The organism is Vibrio sp. 14G-20, from assembly GCF_026241515.1.
In the GTDB taxonomy this organism is placed as follows: Bacteria; Pseudomonadota; Gammaproteobacteria; order Enterobacterales; family Vibrionaceae; genus Vibrio.
Genome location: NZ_JAPHPW010000011.1, coordinates 36,289 through 53,814 on the forward strand (window position 1 = coordinate 36,289; position 17,526 = coordinate 53,814).

At 44.5% G+C, this 17,526-nt stretch carries 15 protein-coding genes; 7 read left to right on the forward strand and 8 right to left on the reverse strand.

Translation table 11 applies throughout. From position 1 onward, the window contains the following. Positions 1 to 195: 195 nt before the first annotated feature. The 3 genes from OQJ75_RS11980 to OQJ75_RS11990 form a co-directional block, all read right to left on the reverse strand. Positions 196 to 1,272, reverse strand: coding sequence for a porin (locus OQJ75_RS11980; RefSeq protein WP_102344714.1), 1,077 nt, complete (start codon positions 1,270 to 1,272; stop codon positions 196 to 198). Between the two features lie 293 nt (positions 1,273 to 1,565). Continuing rightward, positions 1,566 to 2,582 carry a nuclear transport factor 2 family protein gene (locus OQJ75_RS11985; RefSeq protein WP_016788980.1) on the reverse strand — a complete coding sequence of 339 codons (1,017 nt, stop codon included), beginning with the start codon at positions 2,580 to 2,582 and terminating at the stop codon, positions 1,566 to 1,568. Between the two features lie 126 nt (positions 2,583 to 2,708). Then, positions 2,709 to 4,004, reverse strand: a complete 1,296-nt coding sequence (locus OQJ75_RS11990; protein WP_017100285.1) for an MFS transporter — start codon at positions 4,002 to 4,004, stop codon at positions 2,709 to 2,711. A 348-nt stretch (positions 4,005 to 4,352) separates the two neighbouring features. Here OQJ75_RS11990 and OQJ75_RS11995 point away from each other — a divergent pair, with 348 nt between their 5' ends. Further along, positions 4,353 to 5,894, forward strand: coding sequence for a sodium:solute symporter family transporter (locus tag OQJ75_RS11995; protein ID WP_265973690.1), 1,542 nt, complete (start codon positions 4,353 to 4,355; stop codon positions 5,892 to 5,894). 44 nt (positions 5,895 to 5,938) lie between these two features. Beyond that, entirely contained in the window at positions 5,939 to 7,309 is a 1,371-nt protein-coding gene (locus tag OQJ75_RS12000; protein WP_265973689.1) for an L-serine ammonia-lyase, read from the forward strand. 127 nt (positions 7,310 to 7,436) lie between these two features. Here OQJ75_RS12000 and OQJ75_RS12005 read toward each other — a convergent pair whose 3' ends face one another. Continuing rightward, positions 7,437 to 7,922 carry an Lrp/AsnC family transcriptional regulator gene (locus tag OQJ75_RS12005; protein WP_017110015.1) on the reverse strand — a complete coding sequence of 162 codons (486 nt, stop codon included), beginning with the start codon at positions 7,920 to 7,922 and terminating at the stop codon, positions 7,437 to 7,439. Positions 7,923 to 8,044: 122 nt separating this feature from the next. Between OQJ75_RS12005 and OQJ75_RS12010 the strand changes: the two genes are divergently transcribed. Continuing rightward, the gene (locus tag OQJ75_RS12010) at positions 8,045 to 8,644 is read left to right on the forward strand and encodes a LysE family translocator (RefSeq protein ID WP_017056995.1); all 600 of its coding nucleotides are present in this window, start codon (positions 8,045 to 8,047) and stop codon (positions 8,642 to 8,644) included. A gap of 145 nt (positions 8,645 to 8,789) precedes the next feature. On the opposite strand, the gene ahpF is transcribed toward OQJ75_RS12010, so the two are convergent. Together ahpF and ahpC are read right to left on the reverse strand one after the other, a co-directional pair. Further along, a complete protein-coding gene (gene ahpF, locus OQJ75_RS12015) occupies positions 8,790 to 10,382 on the reverse strand; it encodes an alkyl hydroperoxide reductase subunit F (RefSeq protein ID WP_265973688.1) in 1,593 nt (530 codons plus the stop codon). A gap of 199 nt (positions 10,383 to 10,581) precedes the next feature. Continuing rightward, positions 10,582 to 11,139 carry an alkyl hydroperoxide reductase subunit C gene (ahpC, locus tag OQJ75_RS12020; protein WP_004736364.1) on the reverse strand — a complete coding sequence of 186 codons (558 nt, stop codon included), beginning with the start codon at positions 11,137 to 11,139 and terminating at the stop codon, positions 10,582 to 10,584. Positions 11,140 to 11,628: 489 nt separating this feature from the next. Between ahpC and OQJ75_RS12025 the strand changes: the two genes are divergently transcribed. Then, positions 11,629 to 12,120 carry a VOC family protein gene (locus OQJ75_RS12025; RefSeq protein ID WP_010439712.1) on the forward strand — a complete coding sequence of 164 codons (492 nt, stop codon included), beginning with the start codon at positions 11,629 to 11,631 and terminating at the stop codon, positions 12,118 to 12,120. A 147-nt stretch (positions 12,121 to 12,267) separates the two neighbouring features. On the opposite strand, the gene OQJ75_RS12030 is transcribed toward OQJ75_RS12025, so the two are convergent. Both OQJ75_RS12030 and OQJ75_RS12035 read right to left on the reverse strand, forming a co-directional pair. Then, the gene (locus OQJ75_RS12030) at positions 12,268 to 12,942 is read right to left on the reverse strand and encodes a fibrobacter succinogenes major paralogous domain-containing protein (protein ID WP_265973687.1); all 675 of its coding nucleotides are present in this window, start codon (positions 12,940 to 12,942) and stop codon (positions 12,268 to 12,270) included. 171 nt (positions 12,943 to 13,113) lie between these two features. Continuing rightward, on the reverse strand, positions 13,114 to 14,004 hold the full coding sequence (locus tag OQJ75_RS12035) for an AraC family transcriptional regulator (RefSeq protein WP_265973686.1): 891 nt from the start codon (positions 14,002 to 14,004) through the stop codon (positions 13,114 to 13,116). 483 nt (positions 14,005 to 14,487) lie between these two features. On the opposite strand from OQJ75_RS12035, the gene OQJ75_RS12040 reads away from it, so the two are divergent. From OQJ75_RS12040 to OQJ75_RS12050, 3 genes are all read left to right on the forward strand, one after another. Then, entirely contained in the window at positions 14,488 to 15,864 is a 1,377-nt protein-coding gene (locus OQJ75_RS12040; protein ID WP_265973685.1) for a uracil-xanthine permease family protein, read from the forward strand. A 237-nt stretch (positions 15,865 to 16,101) separates the two neighbouring features. After that, entirely contained in the window at positions 16,102 to 16,593 is a 492-nt protein-coding gene (locus OQJ75_RS12045; RefSeq protein WP_017629769.1) for a VOC family protein, read from the forward strand. 309 nt (positions 16,594 to 16,902) lie between these two features. Then, the gene (locus OQJ75_RS12050) at positions 16,903 to 17,355 is read left to right on the forward strand and encodes a septal ring lytic transglycosylase RlpA family protein (protein ID WP_265973684.1); all 453 of its coding nucleotides are present in this window, start codon (positions 16,903 to 16,905) and stop codon (positions 17,353 to 17,355) included. Positions 17,356 to 17,526: the final 171 nt, after the last annotated feature.

Genomic DNA, 17,526 nt, shown 5'->3' on the forward strand with positions numbered 1-17,526 from the left:
ATGACTATTTTGAATTTGATGTTGGGTATAACCCACTCTCTGTGTTGGTAAAAAAGTATGATTACAGAGGTAGTGACTCAAAAGCTCTGCGTGAGAGCAGAGCTTTAGATTACGAGTTTACCCACAAATTGAGTGACGTACCGCTAAGTCATTAGACTTTTAAGCCAAAAGCCAAAAGCCAAAAGCCACTAGCGATTAGAAGTAGTAACGGATACCAGCTGCGAATTGGTCATCGCTATTCTCGTAATGGTTACCAACAGACTTGTCGTTGCCATTATCAAATTGGTATTCCGTCCACACTAAGAACTTGTTCTTCTTAAAGTGGTACTCAAGACCAGGGATAATTAGCTGGCGCTCGTAGCCATTTGCGTTGTCGTCTGTGTCCGTTAAGTAGTTAACGTTAAAGGTTGGACGTAGACCATTTTCAAAGTGGTAGTAGGTGAAGAATTCAGCACCACGGTGGTCGTAGAATTCTGCTTTGCTGGTGGTTTCCCAGTTAGAACCTTGGCTGTAGGTGAAGCCAACAAACAGACCATTATTGGTGTAGTTCAAACCTAATAAACCGATACGTTGTGTGTCGCCATCTTTGATGTTTTGAACGCCAGCGTCGACATCGTCAAATTCATTCTGATGGTAAGCCAAACCAATGGTTAGGCCGTCAGTGATGGTGTAAAGCGTTGAAGCGCCCATACCGTTTTTCAGTGTTGCGGTTAAACCATCCGCAAGGCCAACATCTTCACGAGTTGTTTGGTAAGTGAAGCCGTATTTCCAGTTATCACTGATGTTGTTGCGGTAAGTGATAGAGTTTTCCGCGCGGCCTGTACCAGAAGCAATACCCCAGTCAGAAAGGTTGTAGTAACCAGAACCACGTGAACCAAAAACACGACCCATATCGGTAAACCAAGCCACATCGTAGAAGGTAGACCACTGCTTAGTACCTGCTGCGATTTTGCCGTATTTCTCGTGCTCTACGCCTGCGTATAGAAGTCGGTCGTAAATGTTATCGCCGTTAGCGCCCGAGTTATAACCCCATTCGGCATGGCCAAAGCCAGTCCAACCGTTATCTAAGCCCATTTGACCTTTAAGGCCGAAACGAGAACTACCACTGTTCCATTCGCCGTTATGGTCGCCGCCTTTGTCTTGGTAACGAACATCGAAACGGCCATCTAAAGTAAGGCTATCGCCCGCGTCATTGGTAAAAGTGTGTGCAGCAAAAGCTGAACCTGATGTAAGTGCCGTCAGGATCACTGCAGAAAGTATCGACTTGTTCATTGTTATTCTCTTATTCAGGCCGTAGAAAGCCACCGTGCTTTCAAGCCCGTTATTAGTATTGGTTTGGCAGGATGTACCCCATCCATGAGGCACTATTTGATTCAATTATTGGTGGAGCAATATTGATTGGTGAAGCAATTGATTGGTGGAACATTGATTAGTTGGTGGAGCACTTGCTAGGCGCGAGAAGGAACGCCTAGCAAGTCATAGCAACCCAAATCAGATGTCGACTTAGGTTGCTACTGTTTGGTTTCTATATTTTGGCTTTTATCGCCATGATTAAAGCGTTCTTATTAAAGCGTTGGATTCATGATGGTTGAAGTGCGCTCGAACACATCTAGACCTTGCTGTTGTAGCCAGTAAGGAAGGTCGATAAGCACCCAGTTCTCAGACAGTTTGTCACCGTCGCGGTAGTAAACGTCAACCACTTGCATGTTTGCGCGTACTTCGCCGCCAGTCATACCTAGGAAGCCACCTGTTGGTGTGTTTGATAGGTTTGGCCAACCGAAGAAACAAGAGAAGTTACCTTCAGCGAAACGACAAACGTGACCGTTGAACTTCTTATCTTTCAGGTTGTTACGGAAAGGAAGTTGGTGCTGTTGTTGGTAGCGAGGAATTGTGTAAGACGCGCCGATACCACATGGGCCGTACCAAATCATGTCTTTTGACCAGCTCTTCGCGAGTACTTCTGGTGGACAACCCATTGCGCCGCTGTCGTTAAGAGCAGACAGGTCATCAACCATTTTGTTTACTAGAGCAAGTGTCGCAACGCCTTCTTCTGGAGCCGCGTCTTCGAATAGCAGACCATCGTGATTGCGTGGGCCAGGGTAAACAAAGTGCTTACCTGTTGATGGTGGAAGTGGGTAGCAACCCGCTTGGTCCATCATGCCTAGAAGATCTAGGAACAGGCCTGTCTTTGTGATTTTGCCATCAACAACACAGTTAAACTCTGCGTAGCGAACGTTCATGATCTTGCCAGTAGGGCGCATGCCAAGGTATTCAGCGTCGAACAGACCCATGAAGTGACCCATGCTCATTACCCAAATCTCATCTGGGTTAACTTCGTTGTTACCACCGATGAAGATATCTTGACGACGCTGCATGCGTGTCATTGATTTCATCATTGGAGCCCAGAATACGTCAGCCGCAGCTTGAGCGCCTTCTTGCTCGCGGAATGGGTAAACACCGCGCCATAAGTAATCTTCAGACGTGTGTGCTTTCAAAACTTCAGCAACGTTTTCGTGAGTAGCGTTTTCCATTGCGTCAAAGTAGTCACGAACAATGCGTTTAGCTTCTTGATATTTAGACATAATTAATTCTCGTTTTGTTGTCGAGTCAACATTCGGAACAGGACTCGATTTGGATTTTGTTACCGGCTGACTTATCAGCCGGATTGATGTTTATTTCGTGTCTTTAGAGGTTTCGACTAAAGGGGATTAAGCTTTTGCTGTTTCCGCTTTTTTGCTCTTGTCGAAAATGCCGCCTTTCAATGTTTCTGGTAGAGATAGCCACAGTAGACCAGCCAGAATCCATACGATTGGCGAGCCCCACATTGCTGTCGCAAGGTCGCTGCGCTCTTGGATGAATACCAACACCATTGGAGCCCACATGCCGATGATACGACCACCGTGGAACAGCGCTGCACCGAAGCTACGTAGGTGAGCAGGGAACAACTCAGAGAAGTAGCCACCCCATACCGCAGAAGCAGACAGACCGAAGTTGTAGATAAGACCTAGGATAGCCAGCATGTTTAGGCTGCCGATCATCACGTCGCTTGGTGCAACGAAGAATACTGAAGCCATGACACCCGCAAGAATGAAACCAAACGCGTTCACTTTACGGCCGTATTTGTCGGCGATTGCACCCCATACCCAAGCACCGAATAGAGAACCGAATGCTGAGATAGAGAAGATGATGCCGATAGTTGAACCGTCAAATTGGCGAACTTCTTTCAGGTACGTTGTCACGAAGCCTGAGAAGAATTGGTAGCCATAGAAGTTAAGGCCAGCCAGTAGTAGACAAGTGATGGTTAGCTTGCGGTAAGGCGCGCTTAGCATTTCACCCCAAGAACCTTTCTTCGCTGGTTTATTCGATGCTTCAGCCGCGGCTTGATCTTCTTCACCGTAAGCGATCACTTTCTTGTCGCTAGGCAGGATGAAGATCATCAGTGCAGCAGCAACTAGAGGAGGAATACCACCCACCCACATTAGGCTCTGCCAAGGTGCATCGATGCTAGAAATGAACGCCGCGTATGCGCCCATTGCCATTAGGGCAACCGAGAACATAGAAGAAGCGAATGCCGTTAACTTACCGCGAACGCTTGGTGTGAATAGGCCGATCATCAGGCTTACTGCTACGGTGAAGTAGCCACCTAAAGAAATACCGATGATGAAACGCATTGCTGCCCACATCGCGTAGTCAGTAAACATCATGTTGATGATGGTTGCGCCACCGTTCAGTGCAGTGATGACAATAAGAGTCGATTTCTTACCAAAGTTTGATGCCACCCATGCACAGCTCAGAGCACCAATAAGTGCACCAACCGACTGCCATGTATAGAACTGAGCGGTATCCGCCAAGTTAATACCATCATACGCATCAACGATGTATGGGCGTACGTAGTCAATAATTACAAAGTTATAACAATAGAAAAAGTAGCCAACTAGAATTGCAAGATAAGCAGCTACCCTTTGAATCATAGGAACTTCGCTCATGTGTTTTTTAATGGTCATGACCGATAAACCTTTATTTTATATAGGGTGATTTTGGTTTTAATTATTGTGTGTTGATTATTTAGCTTCATCACACCGTCTTCATTTCGGGAGAGATAATAGAATTTTTGTGGTTATTAGATCCGTGATCAAAGTCAATTTTAAAATGAGTGCGTACCCATTTTGTGTATTTTGGTGATCTTGATCTCATTTAACTGCGTTTTTGTGCTTTGTGGGACGATTTGAGTGTTTAATCGTCTATCTTAGTGATAATAGTCACACTTATTGTGGGTTTTTGAGGGAAAATAGCTATTTTTGAGTACTATTGGCGGCGAATGAATTGCGAAATATAATAAACGGAATCTAAAAATGGTTACGTACTCAAGTTTTGTGGTTATTGCTTTGTATGTACTAACTACTCTATTTATCAGTTACTTAGTGAATAAGCGTTATGCCGTTGGTGGCGATTTCTCAACGGGCGGAAAGCAATTTGGTTGGTTTACGGCAGGTGTGTCGATTCTTGCAACCTACATCAGTGCGATGACGTTCGTGGGCATGCCGGGCTGGGTTTATAGCTCCGGCATGGAAGCGATGAGCGTCCATTTGAATTACCCAATAGTGATCTTTTTCGCTGTGGTTTTCTTTGTCCCAGTGTTTTACAAACTCGGCCTGACTTCGATTTATGAATACCTAGAGCACCGCTTTGGCGTTGTTGCTCGCACGATTAATTCCATCGTGTTTATTGTTGTTCAGTGTATTTCGGCAGGGGTGATTTTATATGCGGTTGCACTGATCTTGGTACAAGTGCTGCCGGTGAGTATCTCCGAAGCGATCATCTACATCAGCTTATTTACCGCTTTGTATACCTATGCGGGCGGTATCTCGACGGTCATATGGACAGACATGTTGCAGTCGGCGGTGTTGATCATCGGCAGCATTGCGATTTTTGCCTTATTGCTGATGAAGATTGATGCAGGGGAAGTGTTGTCTCCTGAACACCTGAATATCATCAACCTCGATTTTGACTTGGGTGTTGATACCACATTGTGGGCAGGTGTAGTGGCTGTGAGCTTCTTACATCTAAGTGTGTATGGCACTAATCAGTTGATTATTCAAAGAACATTGGCGACTAAGAACGTTAAGACTGCACAAAAATCCATGCTGCTTTGTGGTTACGGCGCGTTCTTTATTTACCTGTTTTTCTCTGTAATGGGCGTTCTTCTGAGTGTCTTTTATCAAGACCAAAGCTTTGAAAACAGCAACGAAGTGATTCTCGATTTTGTGTTTAACCATACCAACCCAATCGTTGTTGGTTTGGTGATTTCAGCACTCTCGGCAGCGGCAATGTCGACCTTGGATTCCACTTATAACTCAATGGCGACAGTGGCAACGTTCGATTTCTATAAGCGCTTTTTCCGTAAGAAAGCTTCCGATGCACATTATGAATCGGTGGCAAGAAAGATGAGTTTGGTTGCCGCGGCGTCAGTTGTAGTACCGGCTTTGATGGCGGTTTCTAACGAATCTGTGCTCAAAACGATTGCCAGCCTGACCTCTATTTTTGTCGGTATTCGCCTTGGTTCTTTCATCCTGGGTTTGTTCTTCAAACAAGCGAATGAGAAAGGGGTGATTGCAGGCAGTATTGGCAGCGTAGCTGTGGTGTTCATTGCCAAATACAGTGGCATCTCTTGGCCTTGGTTTGCCTTGATTGGCACTGTGGTTTTCTTAGTGTTAGGTGTTGTCGTCAGTCGTTTCTGGGGAGAGGTTACCGAGCAACAAAACGAATTTATTGCCAAGCAGAAGCATTTGTTCGCTAAGCCTACGGCGAGTCATTACGGCTTGTTGGTCTTTGCTGTTGTGACGATTGCTGCTTGTACTGTTATCCCTGATTGGCTTTATGCCGCTCTTTCTTAATGAGTAAACTTTTCTCAACTGGTTAATTTTTAACAGGTAAATCTATGCTGTCCATTTTTGATATCTATAAAATTGGTGTTGGCCCTTCAAGCTCTCACACCAACGGCCCAATGATTGCGGGTTTCCATTTCACACAATTAATCGCCGATAGAATCGCAGAAGTCGTTCGTGTTCAAGTTGATTTATATGGTTCGTTATCGTTAACCGGAATAGGGCATCACACTGACAGAGCAACCATCTTGGGTTTACTCGGCAATAAGCCAGACACCATTAAAATCACGAGCGCTAATGAAGCGATGCGCCTTGCTATCAACAGTGGTGAAATGCAGCTGAGTGGCAGTCACACCATTGGCTTTAACGACCAAACCGACATGCTATTTCATGAAGACAATCTGCCTTTGCATGAAAACGGCATGATGATTACCGCGTTTGACCAAAGCGGTAATGTGATTGTTGATGAAACCTATTACTCGATTGGTGGTGGCTTTATTGCGACAGCGGATGAGCTGCAAAATGGTACCAAAACCCAATCAGTCGAAGTCACCTTCCCATTCAGCAGTGCCGATGAAATGCTTGCTCAGGCGGATCAAAACGGCATGAGTTTGGGTGGCATGATTCTACAAAATGAAGCGGCTTTCCAAAGCGCGGATGCTATTTCAGAAAAGGCCGATCAAATCTGGCGAGTAATGACTCGTTGTATGGAACGTGGCTTTGAAACTGAAGGCATTCTTGATGGTGGCTTGAACGTCATTCGTCGTGCTCCAAACTTGTTGAAGAAGCTTGAAGCGAATGCGGCCGTTGAAAACGATCCAATGGAAATCATGGATTGGATTAACTTGTTCGCCTTTGCGGTGAGTGAAGAAAATGCGGCTGGTGGCCAAGTCGTGACATCACCAACTAATGGTGCCGCGGGCGTGATTCCAGCCGTATTGATGTATTACCATCGCTTCATTAAAGAGTTGGATACTAAGCAGTTAAAAGATTTCTTAGCCGTATCGGGCGCGATTGGTATTTTGTACAAAACCAACGCTTCTATTTCTGGTGCCGAAGTGGGGTGCCAAGGTGAAGTAGGCGTTTCGTCTTCTATGGCGGCGGCGGGTTTAACCGCTTTACGTGGTGGCAGTAATGAGCAGATTTGCATTGCGGCAGAAATTGCGATGGAGCATTCATTGGGTATGACATGTGACCCGATTGGCGGATTGGTACAAGTGCCATGTATTGAGCGTAATGCGATGGGCTCGATGAAAGCGATTAATGCTTCACGAATGGCACTCAAACGTAACAGTAAAAGCCTGATCTCATTGGATAAGGTTATCGCGACCATGTATCAAACGGGTAAGGACATGAATAAGAAATACCGAGAAACCTCACTCGGTGGCCTTGCTCTAATTCACCTTGCAGCGCCATGTGAGTAGCCATCAAACCGATTAATTAGGCTCAATATCAAAGCCCAGCATCGTTAGATTTTAAGACTCTAAGGTGGCTGGGCTTTTAAGTATCAATTTTTGTTGCAAGACGACTGCTTATCAACTGGGAGCAAGATTATTCTCCAAGAGGGAGCTTATAGCTGTTTTTCAACTCTTTAACCGAGATATTGGACTGAATCGCACTCACGCCTTTTACTCGTCTGATCGAGCTAATACGCTCAAAGTACTCTTCCAAATCTTTCGCTAGCACTTGAATCATATAGTCGGCGCCGCCTGCAATACAGTGACACATAGGAATCCAATCGGTTACTTCGACAAACTCTTCAAACGGTTCCGTGTTTTCAACTTCATGGTTACCCAAGGTCACAAGAGTAAAACCAGCTACATGAAAGCCTAACTTTTTACGATTCAGCTTCGCGGCGTAACCATCGATATAGCCCGTCTCTTCCATGCGTTTCCAACGGCGCCAGCATGGGGTTTCGCTGAGGTTCACTTTCTCTGCAAGCTTACTGTTGCTCATGCGTCCGTCTTGTTGGATATGTTCTAAGATGGCGATATCTGTGTCATCTAACACTTCTTTGGTGGATTCTTTCTGTTTCATGGCTATTTTAGAAAAGTCTTGCTCAAATTTGGATTAATATTAGCCTATATAGCAATTTAATTCCTAGTCGAATCTGTAAACTCTCTCCGTATAAATACTTTACTTATTAGGAGTGAGAGGAAATGAGCTCTCAATTAATGCTGGCGTTCTTGCTATTTTCAACATCAATTGCAATTACACCTGGGGCAGGCAATATCGCATTACTTGGGATTTCAAGTCGTTATGGGTTTGCTGCGACTTTACCTTTTATCTCTGGAAACGCTGTTGGCATCATCATCGTACTGGCGGGTTCCAGTGTCGGTTTGGTGAGCCTATTTACCCTTTACCCAGAGCTATACAATATTTTGAAATACGCGGGTGCGGCTTATTTACTGTTTATGGCGTGGTCGATTGCGAACATGCAAATCGAAGAAAGCACCACCGACAATCGCTCGGGCTTTATGTCAGGCGTGCTGGTGCAGGTGTTAAACCCTAAAGGTTGGATTGCTTCATTAACTGTGTTTTCACAGTTCATCACCCCGAACGCGGACTACCTGATTCAAGTGGTGACCATTATCGCGGGTATGGTTATTACCGGTGTGCCGTGCATGTTGGTGTGGGCGTACTGTGGCACCATGCTTAAAAAATTGCTTCAATCACCAAAACAGATGATGTTTGTGAACCGTTGCTTGGGTGGAAGTCTCGCGCTTGTTGTTGCTTTCATGCTTTATCAACCGGCATAGATCACAAAGAAAAAAACCACTCCTAAATCCATAGGAGTGGTGTCTAAATGTCGACTAAGTCGTTAACAGTAAAGAATTAAGTTAACAAATATTTAAGGAACTTGAGTTAAAAGCTTTTATGCCTAGAAGCTTTTAAGTTTTAAGATTAAGCGGTTTCAGCCTCTTTAACTGGAGCTGAATTACGGATTAGGTGGTCAAATGCACCTAAGCTTGCTTTCGCACCTTCACCCATCGCTATGATGATCTGTTTGTAAGGTACGGTCGTTACATCACCCGCCGCAAATACACCTTTCATTGATGTTGCGCCATGAGCGTTAATTTCAATTTCACCGCGTGGTGACAGCTCAACTTTTGAACCTTTCAACCATTCGCTGTTTGGCATCAGGCCGATTTGAACAAAGATACCCGCAAGTTCGATCTGTTTTAGCTCGTCGGTGTTACGGTCTTTGTATTCCAGACCGGTTACACGGTTGCCATCACCAATCACTTGCGTTGTTTGAGCCATCTTGATGATTTCGATGTTTGGTGTTGCGTTCGCTTTGTCGATAAGCACTTGGTCGGCACGCAGTGTGTCTGCAAATTCAAGTACGGTTACGTGTTCAACAATACCCGCTAAATCAATCGCCGCTTCAATGCCTGAGTTACCACCACCGATAACCGCTGTTTTCTTGCCTTTGAACAGGGGACCGTCACAGTGTGGGCAGTAAGCGACACCTTTGTTGCGGTAATCTTGCTCACCCGGAACGTTCATTTCACGCCAGCGAGCACCGGTACTGGTGATAACCGTGCGAGATCGTAATGTTGCGCCGCTCTCTAGCTCAACGTGGATGTAACCGTCGCCTGTGTCTTCGGCTGCAATGATGTTCGCAGCGCGCTGCTCAGTCATCATCTCAACACCGTACTCTTTTACGTGCTCTTCAAGGCTAGCTACTAGCTTAGGACCTGTTGTCGCTTTCACTGAGATAAAGTTCTCAATCGCCATCGTATCCATCACTTGACCACCGAATCGGTCAGCAACCACACCGGTACGAATGCCTTTACGTGCCGCGTAGATAGCCGCTGAAGAACCCGCAGGGCCACCACCGACAACCAATACATCAAACGGTGCTTGTTCGTTTAGGTTGGCCGCTTTCTTTTCTGCTGCGCCTGAATCGACTTTGTTGAGGATCTCAGCCAGTGACATGCGGCCTTGACCAAATAGCTCACCGTTAATGAATACGCTTGGTACTGCCATAATGTCGCGAGACTTCACTTCGTCTTGGAATGCTGCGCCATCAATCATAGTTGTCTTAATTAGAGGGTTAATCGCCGACATCATGTTGAATGCTTGAACCACTTCTGGACAGTTTTGGCATGATAGCGAGATGAAAACCTCTACATTAAGCTCTTGATCGAGTTCTTTAATTTGTTCGATTACGTCAGCTTCAAGCTTGATAGGGTGACCACCACTATGAAGCAGTGCAAGTACCAGTGATGTGAACTCGTGACCCATTGGTAAACCCGCGAAACCGATCGCAGTGCCTTTCTCTTGGTTTACGACCTGCATGATAGGGCGGCGAGTGCTTGCGTTATCATCACGAATTACTTCAATTTTGTCGGTGAGAGAGGCGATATCATTCGCCAGATCTTGAAGTTTGTTCGCGGTATCGCTGCTATCAAGGCTCAGCACTAACTGAACATTGGTTTTTAGGTTTTCTAGGTATGCTTTTAGCTGCTGCTTCATTGCTTGATCTAACATAATCGTGCCTGCTCTTAAATTCTGTGTCTTGGTATTAACCAATACCTTCTTGCTGAAAAAGGAAAATAAAAAGGGGGCGCAAGTCGGCAAATATTGTGTTGTTGATGGCTTGAAAGGGTGGCGCGCAACTGCCCTTTAGGAGGGAGGCCGAAGCGCGCCTGTAGAACCGTTTTATTTGTTCTTTTTAGATAGGCTTAGATTAAATCTTACCTACTAGGTCTAGAGATGGCGCTAGAGTCTCTTCGCCTTCTTTCCATTTAGCTGGGCAAACTTCACCTGGGTGAGCGGCTACGTATTGTGCTGCTTTAACCTTGCGTAGTAGGTCTTCTGCGTCACGGCCGATGCCTTCAGCAGTGATTTCCATTGCTTGGATAACGCCTTCTGGGTCGATTAGGAAAGTTGCACGGTCTGCAAGGCCCTGACCTTCACGCATAACGTTGAAGTTGTTGGTGATGTTGCCTGTTTGGTCGCCTACCATGAAGTATTCGATAGTGCCGATTTTGTCAGAAGTATCGTGCCATGCTTTGTGAGAGAAGTGCGTGTCAGTTGATACTGAGAAAACTTCTACGCCGCGAGATTGAAGCTCTGCGTATTTGTCTTGTAGGTCAACTAGCTCAGTTGGACATACAAACGTGAAGTCTGCTGGGTAGAAGAAGAATACAGCCCACTTGCCTTTAACGTCTTGCTCAGTGATTTCTACGAATTCGCCGTTTTTGAATGCTGTTGCGTTGAATGGTTTGATTTCTGTGTTGATCATGATTCGACTCTCTTTCTAATTTGTAGTGTTTAACGCTATCCCGCGTCGATGGAGCTATATTGCATTCGCACCGGAAATTAGTGAAATCGGACATTTCTATAGATTCAATAGGCAAATCCTATCTTTGATAAAAGAAAGCTATCGATAAAAGCTATCGATAAAAGTTATCAAACTAGGGCTACGTTCTATTTGGGTAGCTATGCTCTTTAGGTTGTTCTCTATTTCGGCTTATCTCTATTCACGTAAGCCTCTATGTATCTATGTATCTAAGTAGGCAAGTAGGCAAGTAGGTAAGTAGGCAGGGCAGGCATGGTTTCTTTAAGCGAGCGGGGTTTGATGCTAAATTCGCAAATAACAAAAAATTATCATTAATATAATTTATGATAATTTCAGTTAATTGTCGCATCTCCATATACTCTCTCCATCGAAACGAAACACCGAAGCTAATCTTCGGAAAGCACAGAATTAAAAACGAATTTGGAGCAAGTTATGAAAATGAATCACGTAGGCATCATGGTTGGCGACATGGACAAAGCAGTCGAGTTTTACACTAAGGCTCTGGGTCTAAGAATCGTAATGAACAACACTAAGGTTATGGAAGAGCGCGAATCAGCAATCGGCCGTATGTGTATCGCAGTATTTGGTGAAGGCTTCAAAGGCTTCAACATTGCACACCTAGTAACATCTGATGGCATCGGTGTTGAGTTGTTCGAAATGAAAGATCGTCAAGAGCGTCACGAAGTAGACTTCTCTCGTCTAGGCATCTTCCACTTCTGTCTACAGCTTCCAAAAGAGCAGTTTCATTCAGCGATTAAGCGCGTTGAAGAGTTTGGCGGTAAGGTTCGTATGGACATCATGCGTTACCACCCAGAAGACGAACTAAAACAAGCGCAAATGGTTTATCTAGAAGACCCGTTTGGCAACCTATTTGAATTCTACTCGCACACATACGAAGATACGTACGCGACTGATTACGAGTAATTGGCGCTACCTACCTGTCATAAGGTAGAAAAACTGAAACACCCCCTAAAAAGGATTGGTAGAAATACCAATCCTTTTTTCGTGTCTGCGTTATTGGGGAAGGGGAGATGTAGTGTTGGCAGGGAGCACTACAGCCACAATGACCGCTTATTGGTCTTCGATTTTTACGCATCGAACTGAGAACATATAGTCTTTCGAACTTGTTGCTCTACGTATTTCACCTTTATGTGTATTCCACCAAGCGTAAGCAAGTGTTCGGATAATCCCTTTTTTGTCGGATGCGCTGCTCGCAGTCCAAAACTCGGTGTAAGCACCTTCAGTGATATACCAACCATTCCATTTTACGCCTGCAGGTCTAGCAAAGAAGTTCTGTTTATTGACAATAGATGGGTCGACTTTGGAAAAGAGCCCGTCTGCTTGAGCTTCTTTGAGTTGCAAGCCTAAGTTTTGCTCACCCCCACGCCAACCGTTTTGGTGTACTTCTTCCTCAGGCATACCGATGGCCAGCTCCAACTTTTTCCAATCCTCATCGGTGGCCACTCGCCAGCCAACTGGACAAAGGTTTCGTTGATCTGAAACGTCATGCCAATTGTATAAGCGTCCGTATTTTAATAGGTTTTCTTGATCATCTTTTGGGATCGCGCCAGATCTTACCGGGCTACCATCTTGGAACTGAGTGCTTCTCAGGCTTTCCGCTAACCACACCTGTTCACCGATAGTAACGGTGCGATAAGTGTTACCTTCCGCGTCTTGAACCGTATCTGTCAGTTGGTATAACTCTTTGTTGATGTCGTTAGCCGATGATGTGGCAGCAATAACCATACTGACTCCTATAGATGAAATTAGTTTTTTCATGATGAATAACCCGTTGTAATCTTATGGGGTTACTTTAACTCTCATGTTGAGCTGAAAATAGGCGACATGCTCTCTAAAACATGCCTATTTATCTCATTTAGTATGGTGGAGAGATTTGGTAGTCAGTTTGTTTTATTGCTATGCGATGTTTTCAATCAGCTGCTTTGCTTGGCTCCACTGCTTAGGTGATTGGCCATATACACGCTTAAACTCACGACTAAATTGAGAAGAGCTGACGTACCCAACTGCCATCGCAGCTTCATTGACATTCTTACCCGCAGCTATCTTCATTGCCGCATTATTCAAACGCATCGACTTCATAAATTGGATCGGTGACATTCGGGTCGCTTGTTTGAATTTTCGGTGGAATACCGCTCGGCTCATTCCCACATGTGATGCGAGCTCATCAATCGTGACGTTCTTTGTCAGATTCAACGATAAATACTCAATTGAACGGGCAATTTCGTTACCAATGCCAAACGCGCCTCGCACTGAAAGACCAGCTTCACCTTGTAAGACAGCATAATAGAGTTCTCTTAAACGACTCTCACCGAGAATAGCCGTTCCAACTTTATCGTCCCCTAACTGAATCAGTCGAAGTAGAGCATCAGAAAAAGTGTCGTCCCAATTGGCGAGTGATAACCCTTGAGGTTGTGGGCTGCCTTTAGGAATCTTGACTGCGCCGCTGACACTCTCCATTACGATGGCTAACTCGGTCATCACTTTGGTATCGAGTGAGATAGTTACCCCTAACAATGGATTTTCAGGCGTTGCTGCTGGTGTACCCGCCTCAACAGGCATGGAGACTGAGCAGCACAGGTAGTGACTGCTGTCATAGATGTACTTATCGCCATCCAATATCGCTTCTTTACTGCCGCTTAAAATCACGATTAGCGTTGGTTCATAGACGGCGGGAGCACACGGAATAGCTTGAGTTACCTTAAATAGGCGAACTCCCTTTATTCCCGTTTCGAGCATGCCATCTTCCGTTATGCGACTTTCTACTAGCTGCTTAATTTTCTGCTTCATCAATCTGCACCGTAAATTCGAACTGATACAAATAGGCATATTTTTGAGATTAACTCGCCTATTTATGAATCTCTGTGAGAGTTATAGTAACTTCAGACAACAATACTACCGCTGATAGGTGCATGCAAACTGCTTTCGTGCTTTATCAAAAGCTCAATCTAGGGTGCGAAGATATTGCTGAAGCACTCTTTAGCTCAAATTCTTGTTAATTGAGATTTAAACGTCCTAGAAAGGATTGATAGAGATACCAATCGTTTTTTGTTTGTGCGGTATTAGGGAAGGGGTACGGATAAACCAAACCAAAGGAGTGCTTTGTGCTCTCCATTGCACTAAAACAAGCCGACAGTGTTGCTCTATAGTGCAGCAATGGCTAGAGATGAAACTTAACTGATTGATAAGTATGATGTTAAACCGTTGGCATATATGTTGCTCTATTGCCTTTGTGTAAATTGTATACAATAAAAAATACATAAAGGAAGCCACATGGAACAGAACAGTGAATTGATCTACGGATTAGACGATCGACCATCAGTCAGAGCAGCCAGTTACGCGGCGCTGCAGCATGTATTAGCCAGCTTTGTTGGTATTATCACACCCACGCTCATTATTGGCGGTGTCCTTGGTTTGGGTGAGCACATTCCTTATCTGATCAGCATGGCATTGATGGTGTCTGGGGTCGGTACCTTTATCCAAGCCAGAAAAATAGGGCCCGTTGGTGCAGGGATGATCTGTGTCCAAGGAACCAGTTTTGCGTTCTTAGGTTCAGTACTAGGCGCGGGTTTTCTGGTTAAAGCGAATGGAGGCGGGCCGGATGAAATGCTCGCCACCATTTTCGGCGTCTGTTTCTTTGGTGCTTTTGTTGAAATCGTCCTCTCGCGCTTTATCGAAAAACTCAAAGTGGTTATCACGCCTGTTGTGACTGGAATCGTTATCACGACGATAGGTATCTCTTTGATTAAAGTCGGTGTTACTGATATTGCGGGTGGCGTTGGCGCAGAAGACTTTGGTTCTGGAAGTAACCTGATGTTAGGTGCAATAGTTCTCGGAACCATAGTGGCACTTAACTTAAGCAACAATACTATGGTTAGGCTGTCGTCTATTTTGGTCGGTTTGGTTGTAGGGTGGGGCGTTGCTATTTTGATGGGCAAAGCACCCATGGTTTCTTTTGCATCTCAACCGTTATTGAGTATCCCAGTCCCGTTTAAATATGGTTTCGCTTTTGATTGGCAAGCCTTCCTACCTATTGCTTTTATCTACTTGATTACTGTTATTGAAACAACGGGTGACCTTACCGCCAATAGCATGTTCTCAGGCCAACCAGTTAAGGGTCCAAAATACATCAATCGACTCAAGGCTGGAGTGCTAGGTGACGGCGTGAACTCGCTTATCGCAGCGGTATTCAATACTTTTCCAAACACGACTTTCAGCCAGAATAATGGTGTGATTCATTTTACCGGAATCGCGAGTCGCTACATTGGCTACTTCATTGCAGCCATTCTTTTTCTGTTAGGTCTATTTCCCATCTTAGGCGCGGTATTAATGACGATTCCAAAACCTGTATTGGGCGGGGCGACATTGGTGATGTTTGGTACGGTTGCCGCAGCGGGCATCAAGATTATTGCTAATGAAAAGTTGGATAGACGTAGAATCATGACGATCGCTATCTCATTAGGTTTAGGGCTTGGAGTAATGCTAGTACCTGACTTATTGAAAGAAGCACCCAAGCTAGCGCAAAGCATATTTGGCTCGCCAGTGACGATGTCGGGCATCGCTGCACTTGTGATTACCGGGTTGATGTCTCTGGTTCCAGAAAACAAAACCAAGCCGATGACGAATTCAGTACAAACCAGTAAAGCGTAGTGGTCTAGCTAGAGTTTTAATTCGGACGTTTAAGCAGAGCCACATTACTTGATATGTGGCTCTTTTTATCTACAAGTAAGCTGATCCTTAATTGAGGGTGATAACTTAAAATTATCATTAATATAATTTATGATAATTTCATTTAATCAACCTATCTCCCTATACTCTCTCCATCGAAACGAAATACCGAAGTTAGACTTCGAAAAGCACAGAATAAAAAACGAATTGGAGAAAGTTATGAAAATGAATCACGTAGGCATCATGGTAGGCGACATGGACCAAGCAGTAGAGTTTTACACTAAGGCTCTAGGTCTAAGAGTTGTAATGAACAACACCAAAGTGATGGAAGAGCGCGAATCAGCAATCGGCCGTATGTGTATCGCTGTATTTGGCGAAGGCTTCAAAGGCTTCAACATTGCACACCTAGTTACATCTGATGGTATCGGTGTTGAGCTGTTCGAAATGGTTGACCGTGAAGAGCGTCACGAAGTAGATTTTTCTCGTCTAGGCATCTTCCACTTCTGTCTACAGCTTCCAAAAGAGCAGTTTCATTCAGCTATCAAGCGCGTTGAAGAGTTTGGCGGTAAGGTACGTATGGATATTCACCGTTACCACCCAGAAGACGAACTAAAACAAGCACAAATGGTTTACCTAGAAGACCCGTTTGGCAACCTATTCGAATTCTACTCGCACACATACGAAGATACATACGCGACTGATTACGAGTAATAGGCGCTGCCTACCTGTCATAAGGTAGAAAACCGAAACACCCCCTAAAGAGGATTGGTAGAGATACCAGTCCTTTTTTTGTATTTGGATGTTTGGCTGGGTGACTTATCTACATGAAGTGATTAAGAAAGATACAGATTTAAGGCGTTGTTAAAGTTGACGTATTGAAGATAAAACCTTTCATGAATATGACGGAATAAAGTGTTGTTCATGAAAACATTGCGCCATCATACCGAATGGTAGCCTTGGCTGAGCAGTGACTATACTCAGCACTATATTGCTAACCAACAACAACGAAAATAGAGAAACATGCAGAGATTAGCGCACCCAAATCACATGAAAAAATTACATATTGTCTTTACTGCCCTTGTCCTAATGATATTAGCCGGATGTACCTCAACGTCGGCTGTCGGCAGTTCTAAAACAAAGGAATATGCCAAGTCACATGCTCTTGCTGGTAAGGCTTCTTGGTATGGCGATAAATTTCATGGAAGGCTCACAGCAAGTGGTGAGACTTATAATATGAATACGAATACTGCGGCTCATAAAACCTTGCCATTCGGCACTATCGTGAGAGTGACCAATACAAACAATAATAAGTCTGTTGATGTGAAAATTAATGACCGAGGCCCTTACGTAAAAGGCCGAGTGATCGATCTTTCACACAAAGCATTTGCAAAAATCGGCAACGTTAAGCAAGGCACAGTTCCTGTCAGAATCGAGATTGTTGATGACAGTAATACCTTTAGGTACAAGCACTAACTGCCTCTAAGCCTGCAGTGGTTTGTGAAACTTAAGGATTAGTAGAGATACCGATCTTTTTTGTTTTTTGGGAAACCTAACGAGATCTAAATTACATTTCGTTACTTACTGAAGTAAATCTGAAATATTACTGACACGGTTATGAAATTTTTCAAGGCTAGCGTATGGGGT